The 14,941-nt window shown below is 69.5% G+C and carries 12 protein-coding genes, 1 tRNA gene and 2 pseudogenes; 4 read left to right on the top strand and 11 right to left on the bottom strand.

The features are described from left to right. Nucleotides 1-47: 47 nt before the first annotated feature. A complete protein-coding gene (locus BCF33_RS08290) occupies nucleotides 48-596 on the bottom strand; it encodes an acyl-CoA thioesterase (protein WP_106160490.1) in 549 nt (182 codons plus the stop codon). Between the two features lie 100 nt (nucleotides 597-696). On the opposite strand from BCF33_RS08290, the gene BCF33_RS08285 reads away from it, so the two are divergent. From BCF33_RS08285 to recQ, 3 genes are read left to right on the top strand one after another with little or no spacing between them, the layout of a single operon-like run. Next, on the top strand, nucleotides 697-984 hold the full coding sequence (locus BCF33_RS08285; protein WP_106160489.1) for a YggT family protein: 288 nt from the start codon (nucleotides 697-699) through the stop codon (nucleotides 982-984). Between the two features lie 9 nt (nucleotides 985-993). Continuing rightward, nucleotides 994-1,476 (top strand): bifunctional adenosylcobinamide kinase/adenosylcobinamide-phosphate guanylyltransferase, encoded by a 483-nt coding sequence (cobU, locus tag BCF33_RS14380; protein WP_425432762.1) that lies wholly within the window; start codon nucleotides 994-996, stop codon nucleotides 1,474-1,476. After that, on the top strand, nucleotides 1,473-3,509 hold the full coding sequence (gene recQ / locus BCF33_RS08280) for a DNA helicase RecQ (protein ID WP_245883779.1): 2,037 nt from the start codon (nucleotides 1,473-1,475) through the stop codon (nucleotides 3,507-3,509). Before cobU ends, recQ begins: the two co-directional genes overlap by 4 nt. On the opposite strand, the gene BCF33_RS08275 is transcribed toward recQ, so the two are convergent. Next, a complete protein-coding gene (locus BCF33_RS08275; RefSeq protein ID WP_106160487.1) occupies nucleotides 3,493-5,277 on the bottom strand; it encodes a hybrid sensor histidine kinase/response regulator in 1,785 nt (594 codons plus the stop codon). The genes recQ and BCF33_RS08275 overlap by 17 nt on opposite strands. Nucleotides 5,278-5,365: 88 nt before the next feature. Between BCF33_RS08275 and BCF33_RS08270 the strand changes: the two genes are divergently transcribed. Further along, a tRNA-Lys gene (locus tag BCF33_RS08270) sits at nucleotides 5,366-5,442 on the top strand. 433 nt (nucleotides 5,443-5,875) lie between these two features. Here BCF33_RS08270 and BCF33_RS14375 read toward each other — a convergent pair. The 9 genes and pseudogenes from BCF33_RS14375 to BCF33_RS13915 all read right to left on the bottom strand — a co-directional run bounded on the left by BCF33_RS14375 (nucleotide 5,876) and on the right by BCF33_RS13915 (nucleotide 14,864). Beyond that, nucleotides 5,876-7,867, bottom strand: a pseudogene (locus tag BCF33_RS14375) (AIPR family protein). 68 nt (nucleotides 7,868-7,935) lie between these two features. Continuing rightward, the gene (locus BCF33_RS08255) at nucleotides 7,936-8,934 is read right to left on the bottom strand and encodes a PD-(D/E)XK motif protein (protein ID WP_106160484.1); all 999 of its coding nucleotides are present in this window, start codon (nucleotides 8,932-8,934) and stop codon (nucleotides 7,936-7,938) included. Next, entirely contained in the window at nucleotides 8,927-9,067 is a 141-nt protein-coding gene (locus BCF33_RS14045) for a hypothetical protein (RefSeq protein WP_158259386.1), read from the bottom strand. Before BCF33_RS14045 ends, BCF33_RS08255 begins: the two co-directional genes overlap by 8 nt. After that, nucleotides 9,064-10,479, bottom strand: a complete 1,416-nt coding sequence (locus BCF33_RS08250; protein ID WP_106160483.1) for a Z1 domain-containing protein — start codon at nucleotides 10,477-10,479, stop codon at nucleotides 9,064-9,066. The genes BCF33_RS14045 and BCF33_RS08250 overlap by 4 nt, the downstream gene beginning before the upstream one ends. A gap of 114 nt (nucleotides 10,480-10,593) precedes the next feature. Continuing rightward, nucleotides 10,594-11,169: a cytochrome b gene (locus BCF33_RS08245; protein WP_106160482.1), complete on the bottom strand. Its 576-nt coding sequence runs from the start codon at nucleotides 11,167-11,169 to the stop codon at nucleotides 10,594-10,596. A 53-nt stretch (nucleotides 11,170-11,222) separates the two neighbouring features. Continuing rightward, nucleotides 11,223-11,822 (bottom strand): FMN-dependent NADH-azoreductase, encoded by a 600-nt coding sequence (locus tag BCF33_RS08240; RefSeq protein WP_106160481.1) that lies wholly within the window; start codon nucleotides 11,820-11,822, stop codon nucleotides 11,223-11,225. Nucleotides 11,823-11,834: 12 nt separating this feature from the next. Next, nucleotides 11,835-13,697, bottom strand: coding sequence for a monovalent cation:proton antiporter-2 (CPA2) family protein (locus BCF33_RS08235; RefSeq protein WP_211292369.1), 1,863 nt, complete (start codon nucleotides 13,695-13,697; stop codon nucleotides 11,835-11,837). After that, nucleotides 13,694-14,670: pseudogene (locus BCF33_RS08230) on the bottom strand (pirin family protein). Before BCF33_RS08230 ends, BCF33_RS08235 begins: the two are co-directional and overlap by 4 nt. Further along, nucleotides 14,667-14,864, bottom strand: a complete 198-nt coding sequence (locus BCF33_RS13915) for a dienelactone hydrolase family protein (RefSeq protein WP_146132802.1) — start codon at nucleotides 14,862-14,864, stop codon at nucleotides 14,667-14,669. Before BCF33_RS13915 ends, BCF33_RS08230 begins: the two are co-directional and overlap by 4 nt. Nucleotides 14,865-14,941 lie beyond the last annotated feature (77 nt).

Genomic DNA, 14,941 nt, shown 5'->3' with positions numbered 1-14,941 from the left:
TCCCGCGCCCGTCTCCCGCGCCCGCCTCTCAGATGGCCGGCGCCGAATCAGGCCTCCGGCGTCGCCGCGCCCTCCATCGGCGGCCAGGGGCGCGCCCCGTCGGCCTCGGCCCAGGCCGAGATCCATTCCGGCAGCGCGGGGCTCGGGCCGAGGCCGAGCGCCTGCTCGACCTCCACGCTGGGAACGAGCCCTTCCTTCGACGTGACCCCCATCCGGAGGAGGGCGTGCGAGGTCGTGACCCCCTTCACCCGCATGGACTGCTCGGCATAGGAGAATCGCGCGTCCCAGCCCACGATCCGGGAGCGCATCTCGATCCGGTCGCCCATCCGCACCCGCTTTCGGTAGCGCGTCGAGCCCCCGAGGATCGTGCCCGCCCAGCGACGCTCGCGCATCACCCGCGGGAAGCCCATCCGCTGGAACAGCACCACCCGCCCCAGATCGTAGAGCGTCAGCGTCCGGCCGTTGTTCAGCTCCATCCAGACGTCGATGTCCTGCGGCCAGCAGACATGGTGTGAGACGTGCGCCTCGCCGAGCGCCAGGGGCGGGGCGGAACGGAACTTCCAGAGCTCCTTCGCCATGCGGATCACGGGGTACATCCCGGTCCCATCGCCGCGCCGCGGCGAGGGGTCAAGCGGGGCCGTTGCGGCCCCCCGGCTGGCCGCCTATCTCCCTAGGCGGGACCGAGGGGGACGTCGAATGCTGTCGCTGCTGCAAATCCTGCTGCTGATCCTGGACGTGGTGTGGTTCGTGCTGATCGCGCACATCGTCATGTCATGGCTCATCAACTTCCAGGTGCTGAACCTGCGCCAGCCCCTCGTCGCGCAGATCTGGGGCGGGCTGAACGCCCTGCTGGAGCCGATCTACGCCCCGATCCGCCGGATGCTGCCGAACACCGGCGGCCTCGACCTCGCGCCGCTGATCGTGCTGATCGGGATCTACGCCCTGCGGATCATCCTGATCAACAACGCCTCCGCCTTCGCCTGAGCGATGGCCGTGTCCCTGATCCTGGGCGGCGCCCGGTCGGGGAAGTCGCGGATGGCCGAGGCGCGTGCGGGCGGCGGCGTGCTGATCGCGACCGCCCAGGCCCATGACGCGGAGATGGCCGCCCGCATCGCCCGGCACCGCGCGGACCGCGGCGCCGGATGGGAGGTCCTCGAAGTGCCGCTCGACCTTCCCGAAGCCCTGGCCACCTTGCGCGAGGATCGCCCCGTCGTGATCGACTGCCTGACCCTCTGGCTCTCCAACCTTCTCCTCGCGGGCCGGGGGGAGGGGGCCGAGGCTCTGCCGGACGCCCTCCGGGCCTGCCGGGCGGACGTGATCTGCGTGTCGAACGAGGTGGGGCAGGGGATCGTGCCCGCCACGCCCCTCGGACGCGCCTTCCGCGACGCCCAGGGAAGGCTGAACCAGCGCGTCGCGGCCGCGTCGGACCGCGTGACGCTGATGGTTGCGGGCCTGCCGCTGGAGGTGCGCCCGTGACCCTTCTGCGCGACGTCTTCGGCTTCGATGCCTTCCGCCCCGGCCAGGAGGAGATCGTGGAGGCCGTGGCGGGGGGCGATAACGTCCTCGCCATCATGCCCACGGGCGGGGGCAAGTCGCTGTGCTACCAGCTTCCCGCCCTCATGCGGGATGGGGTCACGGTCGTCATCTCGCCGCTCATCGCGCTCATGCGCGACCAGGTGCGGGCCCTGCGCGCGGTGGGCGTCGAGGCGGGCGCGCTGACCTCCGGCAACACGGAGGAGGAGACCGCCGAGGTCTGGCACGGGCTCGAGGCGGGAACGCTGAAGCTGCTCTACCTCGCGCCGGAGCGGCTGGCGACGACGGGGGCGCAGCGGATGCTGCGGCGCGCGGGCGTCGGCCTGATCGCGGTGGACGAGGCGCACTGCGTCTCGCAATGGGGGCACGACTTCCGGCCGGACTACCTGCGGATCGGCCCCCTACGCCGCGACCTGGGCGTCCCGCTGGCCGCCTTCACCGCCACCGCCGATGCCGAGACGCGCGAGGAGATCGCGCGAAAGCTCTTCGACGGAGAGGCGCCGCGCACCTTCCTGCGGGGCTTCGACCGGCCGAACATCCACCTTGCGTTCAAGCTGAAGGACGGGCCGCGCGCGCAGATCATGGACTTCGCCGCCGCCCGCCGCGGCCGGCCGGGGATCGTCTACTGCGGCACCCGCGCCCGGACCGAGACGCTCGCGAAGGCGATGCGCGACGCGGGGCACGAAGCCGTCCACTACCACGCCGGGATGGAGGCCGAGGATCGCCGCCTGGTCGAGGCGCGCTTCCAGCGCGAGGACGGGCTGATCGTCTGCGCCACGGTCGCCTTCGGCATGGGCATCGACAAGCCCGACATCCGCTGGGTCGCCCATGCCGACCTGCCCAAGTCGATCGAGGCCTACTACCAGGAGATCGGCCGCGCCGGCCGCGACGGCGCCCCCGCCGAGACGCTGACCCTGTTCGGCCCGGACGACATCCGCTTTCGCCGCCAGCAGATCGACGAGGGCCTCGCCGAGGACGAGCGCAAGGCCCAGGACCACGGACGGCTGAACGCGCTCCTGGGCCTGGCCGAGGCGCAGGGGTGCAGGCGGCAGGTGCTGCTGGGCTATTTTGGCGAGGCGGCGGAGCCATGCGGCAACTGCGACCTCTGCGAGAACCCGCCCGAGCTCTGGGAGGCGACGACGGAGGTGCGCAAGGCCCTCTCCGCCATGCTCCGCACGGACGAGCGATTCGGCACCGGTCATCTCATCGACGTGCTGAGGGGTACGGCGACGGAGAAGGTCCGGCGCTTCGGGCACGACGACCTGTCCGTGTTCGGGATCGGCTCGGACCTTTCGAAGGCGCAGTGGCAGGGTGTGTTCCGGCAGATGATGGGCCGGGACCTGGCCCGGCCGGACCCCGCGCGGCACGGCGCCCTCGTGATGACGGAAGCGGCGAAACCCGTCCTGAAGGGCGAGGAGGGGGTCACGCTGCGCCGCGACGCCCTGGCGGAGCGCAGGCGCCGCCCGGCGGTCAAGCAGCTCGTATCCGAGGAGGACGCGCCGCTCCTCTCCGCGCTGAAGGCCAAGCGGCGCGCCCTGGCCGAGGAGATGAACGTTCCCGCCTACGTCGTCTTCCCGGACCGCACCCTGATCGAGATTGCCGAGACGAAGCCCGCCACCTTGGACGACATGGCCCGGATCGGCGGCGTGGGCGCCAAGAAGCTGGAGAGCTACGGGGCTGCCTTCCTCGCCGTCGTCACGAGGGAGGCGGTGCCGGAGGTGCATCCCGCCCGGCGGGCGCTGGCGGGGCGCGCGGCCGGCGACCTGTTCGACCGTCTCTCCGAGGCGCAGCTGGTCCTCGCGCGGGGCGAGGACGGCACCGGGCGGCCCATGTCGCTGGGCCCGTCGGTCCTGCGGCGGGTGGCCGAACGCCGCCCGACCTCGCTCGAGGAGCTGGCGCGCATCGCGGGCATGGACGAGCGGCGGGCCGAGCGCTTCGGCCCGGCCTTCCTGACGATCCTCAGGGAAGCCGGCTGACCACCTCGTCGCCGGGCGCGGTCAGGGCGCCCTCGAGGACCTTCGTCAGGGCATCCCGGCGCAGGGGCTTGAACACGACGTCGTCGATGCCGGACGCCCGCATCGCCTCGATCTCGTCGGGAAGGACGTGCGCGGTCATCGCGAGGATCGGCGTTCGGGCGAGGCTGTGCCGCGCCTCGTGCGCGCGGATGGCCGCCGCGGCGGCGCGGCCGTCCATCACCGGCATCGAGATGTCGAGGAACACGAGGTCCCAGCCCCCCTCGCCGAAGAGGTCGAGCGCCCGGCGCCCGTTCTCGACCGTCACGATGTCCACCGGCAGATGGGCGAGCATACGTTCGAAGATCATGCGATTGGTCCGGTTGTCCTCGGCGGCGAGGACGCGCAGGCGGGCGGCGTCCCCCGGCCCGGGTGGAACCCCGCGCGCGAGCGGGAGGGTCACGGTGAAGCGGGAGCCGGCGCCCGGCGCGCTCCTCAACGCGATCCGCCCCCCCATCGCGGAGACGAGCCGGCGCGTGATCGCGAGCCCGAGGCCCGAGCCTTCCACCGACCGCGCGCCCGCGGTCGTGGCGCGGGCGAACTCCTCGAAGACGGCGGCGTGGTCGGCTTCCGGGATGCCGGGCCCGGTATCGGCGACCTCGAGCACGAGCTCGGCCCGGTTGCCCGCAGCCCGGCCACGGGCGGTTATCCGGATCTTGCCGGCCTCCGTGAACTTCGCCGCGTTCCCCGCGAGATTCAGCAGGATCTGCCGGATCCGCCCGCCGTCGCCCCGAAGCCCCGTCGGCAATTCGCCGATGTCGAGGCGCAGGCGGACCCGCGACCCGTCGATCTGGGGGCGGATCAACTCGGCCACGTCGCGCGCGATCCGGGCCATGTCCACCGGCCCCTCGCGCAACTCCAGGCGGCCCGCCTCGATCCGGCTGAAGTCGAGCACGTCGTCGACCATCTCGAGGAGCGCTTCCCCCGACGATCGGATAGTGTCCGCCAGGAAGCGCTGATCCTCGTCCAGCGCGGTCTCCGCCAGGAGATCGGCGGTGCCGACCACGCCGTTGAGGGGGGTCCGCAGCTCGTGGCTCATGGCGGCGAGGAAGGCGGACTTCGCGGCGCTCGCGCTCTCCGCGGCGCGGCGGGCCTCCGCCAGCTCGGCCTCGCGACGGCTGGCGGCGGCGACGTCGAGCGCGATGGAGACGACGTTTCCGTCCCCGGTCCGGCGGTCGACGAGCCGCACCTCCGTGCCGTCGAAGAGCCTTAGCGACTGGTCCGGGATCGGGTTCCGGGTCAGGCGGTGCCGCATCATGTCGATCCAGTCCGATGCGCCCATGTCGCCCAGCTCGATCAGCCCCTCTTCGCACATCAGGACCAGCAGGCGGTCGTAGGCGATGCCCGGCCCCACCTCGCCCAGGCCGGCGAAGGGGCGCAGGAAGGCCCGGTTCGCGGCGATCATATCCCCGCCTGGATCGTAGAGCGCGAACCCGTCATGGATCGCCTCGAGCGCGTCCCAGAGGAGGCGCTCGGACGTGGCGGCGCGGCCGTCGGCGGCGGCGCGCCCTTTCTCGGCAGCCTCGGCACGAGCCTCGACCTGGATCGTCCGCGCCCGCAGGGAGGAGGCGCGCGCGTCGAGGCGGCGATTCGCGTCGAGCAGCTCGGCCTCCTTCGCGACGAGACGTCGCTCGGCGTTCAGCCGGCCCCGCCGCTCGCGCGCGAGGAGGGCTTCGATGGACGCGGGCGGATCGTCCTCCGGCGGCTGGGGTGGGGCGGGTCGCGCGTTCATGCCCGCACCCTAGCCGCCGAGGCTGAACGAGCGATTAACGCGCGGCGCGCGCTTGACCGCCGGCGACCACGAGGATAGGGCCGCCGACGGGCCGTTAGCTCAGTTGGTTAGAGCAACTGACTTTTAATCAGTAGGTCCCGGGTTCGAGTCCCGGACGGCTCACCACACTCCCGCTGTGATCTGCTACGCAGGTTGGCTATCACCGCCAGGTTTCTGACCATTCTTGACAGCGAAGATGACCATGGCCCGTTTTGGTGATTTCGACCATGTTTCATGGCCGGCGATGAGAGACCCCTGGCCACTGTAGTGCCCGCTCAGCGTTCAGAGGTGACACCCACGGGCCACTGCTCTCGCTGAGCATGCCCGGAGGTCCAGACTGCGAAGTCCGATCAGCCGCTTGAGTAGTTGACCAGATGCATGCGGGCGGACCGGACCATGGGCGGCGAGGCAGCACCCTCCGTAAGATGTGGACGTTACCCGTTAAGGAGGGCGGGAAGCGGTCGTTCGCTGCGGGTGCGACATGAGCGCAAAGCGAGGTCCTAACGGTGTCCGAAAACGGTCGGTAAAGGACTGGAGCTGTTGCAAGGGCAGCCGTCATTTAGGCACCGGAAAAGTAACCGGCTGACAAGGCGCGGACGCGCACATCCATCGCGCGGCGTGCCTGGGCCTCCGACAGTGGCTTCACGCGGATCCGCTCAGCCAACTCCAGGATGCCTGCCTCCGCCGGAGAGACTTTCATGCCGGTTTCGGAGATCCAGTCGCGCAGGCGTGTCCACTCATCGGCGCCGAGCTCGACCGTCGCGGTCTGCGCCTCGATGCCGTCCACCATTTTCTGGTCCCTTCGACCCTCGGCCTTGCGGACCCGCTTCTCCCCGACGTCGATCAGCAGACTCGACAGATCCACAGAGTGCTCGACCTTCAATCCCGCTGCCGCGGCCCAGCAGGCGCGCTTCTTCGCCCACTCCGTCGGGTTCGACCCGCCCTGCGGATCCAGCAGGTGCAGGTGCAGGACCTCGCCGTAGACATCCAGCACCTCCGTCAGTTCGTCAGGGATGTCCTGAGCCGTCCAGATCGCACGGAGGTCCAGCGCGCGTCCGTCCGTCTCTAGGTCATCCACGAACTTGGAGATCGCGTAGCAGACCGTATTCGCCCGCAGGCCACCAGTGTACCAGCGACCGGCGCCGTCGGAGACGATCCGTTCCATCCGCCGGAAGACGATCAGCTTGGCGACGGCGTCGCGGAACCACTCCTCATTAAAGCCGACATCTGACTTGTCCCATTCGCGTCCGACGGCATTCGCGAAGAAGGCGAAGTTCTTCTGCGCACCTTTGCTGACGACATCGGGCTGTCGGCGTCATGTCATCTCGGCCTTGGCGAGGTCTGTCTTGGTGAAGACCTGCGCGCGAGGATGCTCGAGGTCGAACTTCTTGGTCTCGGCCGCGGTCAGTCCGGAGCGGCGGTCCGCGAACTGTCCCCGTGCCCGCTCGTAGAACCACCTGCTCTGTGTGAAGGCACCCTCGCGAGCGGGTGCATAGATACGGCGCGAGATCTCCTCCATCCGCACGTGGAATGAGTGGTTCGAGAAGAAATCGGCGGCGGCGATGCGGTTCTGGCTGTTCGCATAGCGCGAGATGTCGGGGACGATGCGCTCGGCCTGCTCCCCGTCGACCACGGACAGCTTCGCCTGCACGAAGGTGCCGGAGAGGTCCTTCTTCGCGCGGAGGGCGGCATGGATGGAGGCCGTCGTCTGCCCCCCGTTCACGATCTGCAGGTTTCGAATTCGCGTCATCACGGTGAGGCCGTCCCGTTCCTCGATCTCGATGGCTTCCGCCGTCGCCGTGATCCCGTTGTTGTAGGCGAAGAACATCTTGGGCTCCTCCTCGATGGTCCTACGAATGCCCTTATTCACGTTGCCTCTTGCCTGGAGGAACACACGGACGTTGCTCTCCAGCAGACGGGCCGCCCAACGATCGTAGATGGAGGCGAGCACCGCACCGGGGAACACGGACAGGTAGGCCTCATAGGGCGATCCCGGCATGTGGGCGGGAAGGATCGGGATGGCCCCTCCGTGTTCGTCGAGATTGACGACGATGTCCTCGCGGGCCAGCGAGGATGCCTCCAGTTTGTGCAGGCGCGTGGCGTCCCACACGCTGTAGGCCACGGGCCGGTCGCGGAACTCCGTCATTTCCCGTCCGTCGATCCGCCTGCTGAGCCTCCGGTTCGTTAGCAGCAGCAGTCGGATTTTCTGAACCTTCGGCCATTTTGCGGCAATCATATCAGCCAGTTCGAACCCGGGAGACGTCTCCTCAAGCGCGTCCCGCCAGTCCTCCTTCAGGGCGCTCTGAAGGAACTTGAGGGGACGCCTGAAGATCGCGTTCAGCTCGGAGCCGGTGAGGACGGGGCCATCGACGTCGTCGGAGTGGGAGACGAGGCACAGAGTCAGCTGTCCGGACCTTCCGGGGTTGCCGCCCCATCCATCGACCCGGATCCCCGAGGTGGGACTTCCGCGATGGTGGAAGTATTCCAGAAGCTCCACCTCGCCCGATCCCGTCACCGTGTCCGTCACGCGCGCGAAGAAGGCTTCCTCCATGGAGAGGCCCTCAGCTTCGGAGCGGAGCCGCACGTCCTCGGAGAGGGTCTGTAGAAACTCGTCGATTGTCATGCGATCCGCCCCCCCGCGCGTATCAGCTGGCCCGCCCTGTCGTCGGAGACGGCATGCGCCCTGATCGAAGAGAGGGACAGATCGTAAGAGAGGCCGGAGGGGCCTTCCGGATACATGCCAGGCACGATCCGGGGAAAGCCGTCGCGGACCTCATGCCAAGCCGTTCCGACGTGAAGCCACCAGAAATCGTATGAATGGGCCCCGTCATAGCCGACGGTATCGAGGCCTTCGTCCAGTCTGCTCCGCGCGAAGGCTGCAGTCAGGTCGACGGCCTTCCGGACGCGCGCCACCGCACCGTGCAGGTTGACGGCGCCGCTCACAGTGGAGTCGGCGCAGGCGAATGTTGAGACATGGAGCAGGAGCGAATGGCCCGGCTCATCGGTGAGCTGGTCCTCGGAGGTAATCCGGACGGTGCCCTTTCCCGACGCCGTCCGCGCCTTGCACTCGATGCACGTGGCCGGCAGCTCGAAGTCCTTCGGGTATCCCGACGGGCCACGCCACGACCCGACCGCCGCGTGAAGGCCTGTCATGGGGGCGAGTGTGTCGAGCAGGAGCCGCAGCTCGCCGATCAGGCCCAACTGCGCCTGCGGTCCCAGCACCTCGCGGCGGGCGCCCCTTAGAAGGGCCTGCCAGCGCGCGGCCTGGTCGATGATCGCCCGCACGGCCAGCGCCTCGGTGGATGCGCCAGCGACGGTCTCCGCGATGTCATCGCAGAACTTGGCGAAGATGTCGGCGTATTCGCCCTCCTCCAGTCTCAGGGCAAGGATCCGCTTGCCGTCGTGCAAGCGCTCGCGGATCGAAAGGGCGATCCCCGCGATCGCTGGCAACCGGCCCGAGGGACTTGAACGCGCGTCATGGACCATGAACAGAACGCGGTTCCCGGCGGGGGAGAGCGCGCGGAACAGTTCCCATGGCCGAGCCGCGGAGATTAAGTGTCCTCTGAAGGCTTGGTCAGAGGGGGAGCGCTCAAGCCCCGCCCACGGGTCCTCATCCATCTCGATCCAGCTCCTCGGCCACCTCCTCGTCGACCTCGTCTCGGTTCTGGCGCCACCAAGTGGTATTAACCCGGTAAGTCACCGTCTTCTCGGGTCGCTCGGATGATGGGAAGCCGATGGTCCACGCAATCAATGGATCCCCGGAGACGGGCACGCGCTCAGTGTCTTCTCCGCCGGGGACCCGTTCGAGAAGCCGGATGGCGTGGATGACGAGAAGCGGCCTCGTTCTGCCCGCCAGATACGGGGCGTCGGAAATGTTGGGTCGCTTCCATCGCTGCGGGCTCGCCTAGCCTCTGCTTCCACCTCTCCAATCTGTTCCGCGCTCATTCCGAGCTTCACAACCCCGCGAGAGGAAAAGCGCCGACTCGTCGCCTCGACTCGGCCGCCTTCGCGCGAGTGCGGGGTCCGACGTTGCATCGGAAGAGGATAGCCGAGCGCATCCCAAGTGTCGTCCAAGGCACCGGAGTCGCTATTCCCGACGAACGCGACATCCCAGTGACCTAGGTTCTCGTCCTCCCGCTCGTCGATGTACCGGAGGATCGGATCGACTTGGATCCCAGCATCGTCCCCATGGGGGCGGTAGTTCCCCAGGAATTCCTTCACCATCGAGGAGGGCACGTCGGCATAGACCCGGCTCGCCTTATCCTGCTGTGCTGGCAGCCTCGCGGCCTCAAGCCGTCGATGCAGCGCGATCACCGCCTCGCGGTTCCGGTCCGCCTCCCCGCCCGGGCCGTTGTCGTGAAGGATCGTGGTCTCCAACCGGGTCTTCTGGAGTCCGATTTCGACGCTGACGACCTCGCCCTTCCCCGCCTTGTTCCGTGCGGTGATTTCGAGGGCGGAAGGATGGCTGCGCACCCGCAGGCCGAAGTCCCGGGGCGTGGCATCGTTGGCGGCCATGTCCGCGAGGTCTTGTCGGAGGTCCTCGCTCGCCTCCGCGATGTGGGCGTACCATTCCGCGGACTCGTCCTTGATCCAGAGCCGGCAGAGGTCCTCGTAGCGGGGGCGGTAGCCGAACCAGCGCGCCATTTGCAGGAGCGTGTCGTAGGCCTTCGAGTTGCGCAGGAAGTAGCTGACCGTCAGGCCCTCGAGGGTGAGGCCGCGGGACAGGGAGTAGCCGCCCACGGCGATCGCCGTCACTTGGTCGTTCTGCAGATCCTTGACGTCGGGATAGTCGAGCTTCTCGCCGGAGCTGCTGTTGACCTCGTAGACGCGCGCCCGCGTGACGACTTCGTCGAGCAGGGGGAGGATGTCCTCCCAGTTCTCGGGCGCCTCGGGAAACTCCTCCTCGAACGCCGCGCGGCATCGCGCGCAGGTTCTCCGCGAGCGTCCACTCGTCGCCCTTGGCGCCGGTGACGAAGACGTAGCCGGGGCGCGGCACGGCCTCGCGGAAGGGCTCCCGCAGGCGCGGCAGGCTGACCACGTCGATGGGCGCGTTGGCTGTCGAGGCGCCGTAGGCGGAGGTGGGCGCGACAGGCGGCGCGGCGGCCTCCCCGGTCGTGCCGGCGGTCTGCGCCAGCGCGCCTCCGGCGAACGAGATTGTGCCAACGGCCGTGGCGGCGCTGCCGAGGAAGGTTCTGCGTGTCGTCATGGTGTGTCCTTTCAAGAGTTCGGTGGTGCGGTGTGCGTCCCTTGGATCGTCGGTCTGCGGACAACGTTAGGTCATGGGCGTCCTCCCCCCTCAGCCGCCGCCCCGCCCCGAGCCGTCATCCGCTCGTAGACGCCGTCGCGGCGGATGATCCGGTGCCATCCGAGGGCGAAGGCGACATGGCCCGCGATCAGCGCGGCGAGGATCCAGCCCATCTCGCCGTGCCACTCCCCCACGGCGGTCATCCAGGCGATCTCGGTGTCGCGCGGGGGGAAGACGGTGAGGCCGAGGACCTCCAGGCCGCGCGTCGAGCCGGCGCTGGCCACGAGGCGCGCGCCGGGCACGACGATCATCAGGGCGTAGATCGCCGCGTGACCCGCCGCCGCAGCACGGCCCATGAGGCCCTCGTGCGGCGGGCGGCGGGTCAGGTTCGCCAGCCCCCACGCGCCGCGGATCACCACCAGCATGAAGAGGATCGAGCCGAGGTCGACGTGGTAGCTCCAGAACAGGTCCCGCCATGCGTCGCCGCGCGGCAGCGCCCAGCGGGCGGCGGCCGACAGGAACTGCGCGGCGAAGAGGATCGCCATGCCCCAGTGGAGGGCACGGCTCACCGGGCCGTAGCGGTGGGGGGTGTCGCCGAGGGCGGCCATGGGGTCTCCTCATCGTGGGGGCCGAGGGCGCGGCGCGGACGCTTGGTGGCCGGTCAGGCGAAGAGGGCGTCGATCCTCAGGTGCGCCCTCTCCATGGCCTTCTGTCCGGCATCCGGCGCGAGGGCGGTGCCCTCGGCGCGGACGGTCTCGACTTCGGTGATGCCCATGAAGCCAAGCACCGTGCGCAGATAGGTGTCGAGATGGTCGGCCGAGGCGGCGGGGCCTTCCGAATAGACGCCGCCGGAGGACAGCGCGAGATAAGCGCGTCCGTCCAGCAGGCCCTCGGGGCCGTTCGCGGTGTAGCGGAAGGTCTGGTTCGCGATGGCGACGTGGTCGATCCACGCCTTGAGCGTCGAGGGCACCGTGAAGTTGTACATCGGCGACCCGATCACGACGACGTCGGCCGCCTTCAACTCCTCGACCATCACGCGGGAGCGCTCGGCAAGATCCTTGAGATGCGCGCCCGCGTCCTCGGACCACGCCTCGCGGATGGTGGTGTCAACATGGGGCGGGCGGGCCTCGGCCACGTCGCGATAGGTCACGTCGGCATCGGGGTTCGCGGCCTTCAGGCGTTCGACGATCTCCGCCGACAGGCGGCGCGAATGGGAAGCGTCATGGGCACTGGCGCTGGAATCGATGTGCAGGATGTTCATAGGGATCTTCCTTCAGTTGGGGAGTTCGGCCCGCGCGGGGCGCGCGGTGGGTTCGGGGGCGATGGCCGCGATGACCGCATCGCGGGCCTCCTTGCCGCGGGCGAGGGCGACCTGCTCCGCGAGGCGCTCGGCATCGCGCACGTCCGCCCTCTCGGCCGCCTCGCGCGCGGCCTCCTCGGAATGGCCCAGCGCGCGCAGCGCGCGCTCGCCCATTGAGAGGGCAGAGGCGCGGGTCTCGCGGAGGATGGCGTCCTTGTGGATGCCTTCGGCGGCGAGACGAACGGCTTGGATGCGGTCATGCGCGCGCACGACCAAGGCCGCCTCCGGGTGGCGCCGGCGCAGGATACGCACGATCGCCAGCGTCGTCTCGGGATCGTCCGTGGCCACCACGACGGCGCGCGCGGTGCCGGCGCCTGCGGCCTCCAAGACCTCCTGCCGCGTCCCGTCGCCGAAATGGACGCGCGTGCCGAAGCGCCGCGCATCGCGGATGCGGTCCGCGTCGTGGTCCAGAAACGTGACGGAGGTGCCCTCCGCGAGGAGCGGCTGGGCGGCGAGCTGTCCGACGCGGCCGAATCCCACGACGAGGACCGCGCCGCCCGCGTCCGTGAAGTCCTCCTCCATCGTCTCGCGCTCGCGCGTGCCCGCGGCAAGGCCATAGGCGCGCTCGGATTGGGAGGAGACGGCCATGGAGAGCGTCACGATGGCGATGACGATGGAGGCGGTCTCGGCCGGCAGCACGAGCGCCGAGGCGGCGGCGGCGAAGAGGACGAAGCCGAACTCGCCGTGCTGGCCCATGGCGAAGGCGACGCGCAGCGCCAGGTCGTGCGGGCTGCCGAAGAGGCGGCTGACGGCATAGGCGCCGGCGCCTTTGAGGGCGATGGTGACGGGCACGGCGAGCGCGATGAGGAGCCAGTTGTCCGCGACGGCGCCTAGGTCGAGCGACATGCCCACGGCGACGAAGAACAGCCCGAGGAAGAGGCCGCGGAACGGCTCGATATCGGCCTCGATCTCGTGCCGGTAGGAGGAATCGGCCAGCATCACGCCGGCGATGAAGGCGCCCATCGCGTAGGACAGGCCCACCGAGGCCATGATGAGCGCGGCGAAGATCACGACGCCGAGCGCGGCGGCGGTCATCAACTCGGGCGTGCGGGTGCGCGCGATGACGCGAAACATCGGATCGAGAACGTAGTGCCCGATCAGGATGAGCGCGACGATGGCGGCGGCGCCGATGGCGAAGGCGCCCGCGCTGGCGGCGAGCGACGCCTCGCCGCCCGTGGGCGCGAGGAGCGCGACCAGCAGCAGGAACGGCACGATGGCCAGATCCTCGAAGAGGAGGACGGAGATCACGGTCTTGCCGAACGGGGTGTTGCGCTCGCCGCTCTCGTCGATCTGGCGCATCACGAGGGCCGTGGAGGAGAGCGCGAGGCCGAGGCCGACGATTAGCGCGGCGCGCCAGTCCAAGCCATAGAGGAGGGCGGCGGCGCAGAGGAAGGCCGCGCAGATCATGACTTGGGTGAGGCCGCGCCCGAAGATCGCGCCGCGCATGGCCCAGAGCCGCGCGGGGCGGAACTCCAGTCCGATGACGAAGAGGAAGAGGACGACGCCGAACTCGGCGAAGTGCAGTAGCTCTAGGGGATCGTTCGTGAACGAGAGCGACAGGCCGAACCCCGCGACGATGCCGGCGGCGAGATAGCCGATGACCGTGCCGAGTCCGAGCGCCCGCGAGACGGGCACGAAGAGGCACGCGAGCGCGATGAGCGCCAGCGCGGCCAGGAAGCCGATCTCCAGGCCGACGAGGCCGAAGATCGCGGGGCCCTCGGCGGCAAAGGCAGGACCGGCCGCGAGGAGCGCGGCCGGCAGGACGGCGCGTCTCACGGGTAGTGGACTCCGCCTTCCGCGCGCTGCACCTCGCGGCCGTCCTCGGGGAGGGGGATGAATTCCTCCTCGTCGCCCGGCACGGTCTCGAAGCGGCCCTTGGCCCACTCCTCCTTGGCCTGGTCGATCCGCTCCTGCCTGGAGGAGACGAAGTTCCACCAGATGTAGCGCGGTCCCTCCATCGGCGCCCCGCCGAAGAGCATGAAGCGCGCGTGGTCCCCGGTGCCGTCGTCCACGCTGCGGACCACGATCTGGTCGTCGGGGCGCAGCACCAGCAATTGGCCGGGCTCGAACACGTCGCGGGCGATCTCAATCTTGCCGGCGATGGTGTAGAGCGCGGCTCGTCCGCATGGGGCTCGATCGGGGCCTGCGCGCCAGGGGCGAGCCGAACGTCGGCGTAGAGCGTGTCCGAGGAGGTCACGAGGGGCGAGGTCGCGCCGAAGGCCGACCCGGCGATCAGACGCGCCTCGATGCCGTCCGTGTCGACGACGGGCAGTTCGGCCTTGCCGTGATGCATGAAGGCTGGGTCGGTCTCCTCGTCCTTCTCGGGCAGGGCCATCCAGGTCTGGATGCCGAAGAGCTTCTGGCCCGTGCGCAGCCGCTCGGGCGCGGTGCGCTCGGAATGCACGATCCCGCGGCCGGCCTTCATCCAGTTCACCGCGCCCGGCTCGATCGGCACGTCCGTGCCAAGGCTGTCGCGGTGATGGATTTGGCCCTCGAAGAGATAGGTCAGCGTCGCGAGGTTGATGTGCGGGTGCGGGCGCACGTCGATGCCCTGGTCGGTCAGGAACTCGGCGGGGCCCATCTGATCGAAGAAGATGAAGGGGCCTACCATCTGGCGCTTCTTCGAGGGCAGGGCGCGGCGCACCTCCATTTCGCCCAGGTCGACCGCGCGGGGGACGATCAGCGTCTCGACGGCGTCCGTGCCCGCGCGGTCGCCGGGGACGGGGTCGGGACAGGGGCTCCAGCTCATGGGGTCTCTCCTTGGCTTTGGTTCAGGTGGCGGCGCAGCCAGACGACCTCCTCGGCGACGATGCCGTGGCCCGCGCCGGGGATGACGTGAACGTCCACCGCAGCGCCCATGGCGCCGAGCACCTCGGCGCTGCGGTGGACGCGGGCGAGGGGGATGTGCGGGTCGCGTTCGTGGCAGCCGAGGAGGACAGGCACGCCGTCGAGATTCCTACCGCCACGCCAGACGGGACGCGTTCGAGTTACGGGCGGATCACACGACCAAGCTGTCCGCA

This window comes from Hasllibacter halocynthiae, from assembly GCF_003003095.1.
Classification (GTDB): domain Bacteria; phylum Pseudomonadota; class Alphaproteobacteria; order Rhodobacterales; family Rhodobacteraceae; genus Hasllibacter; species Hasllibacter halocynthiae.
The sequence above is the reverse complement of the archived record's forward strand: the minus strand, read 5'-3'. Positions and strand labels throughout refer to the sequence as shown.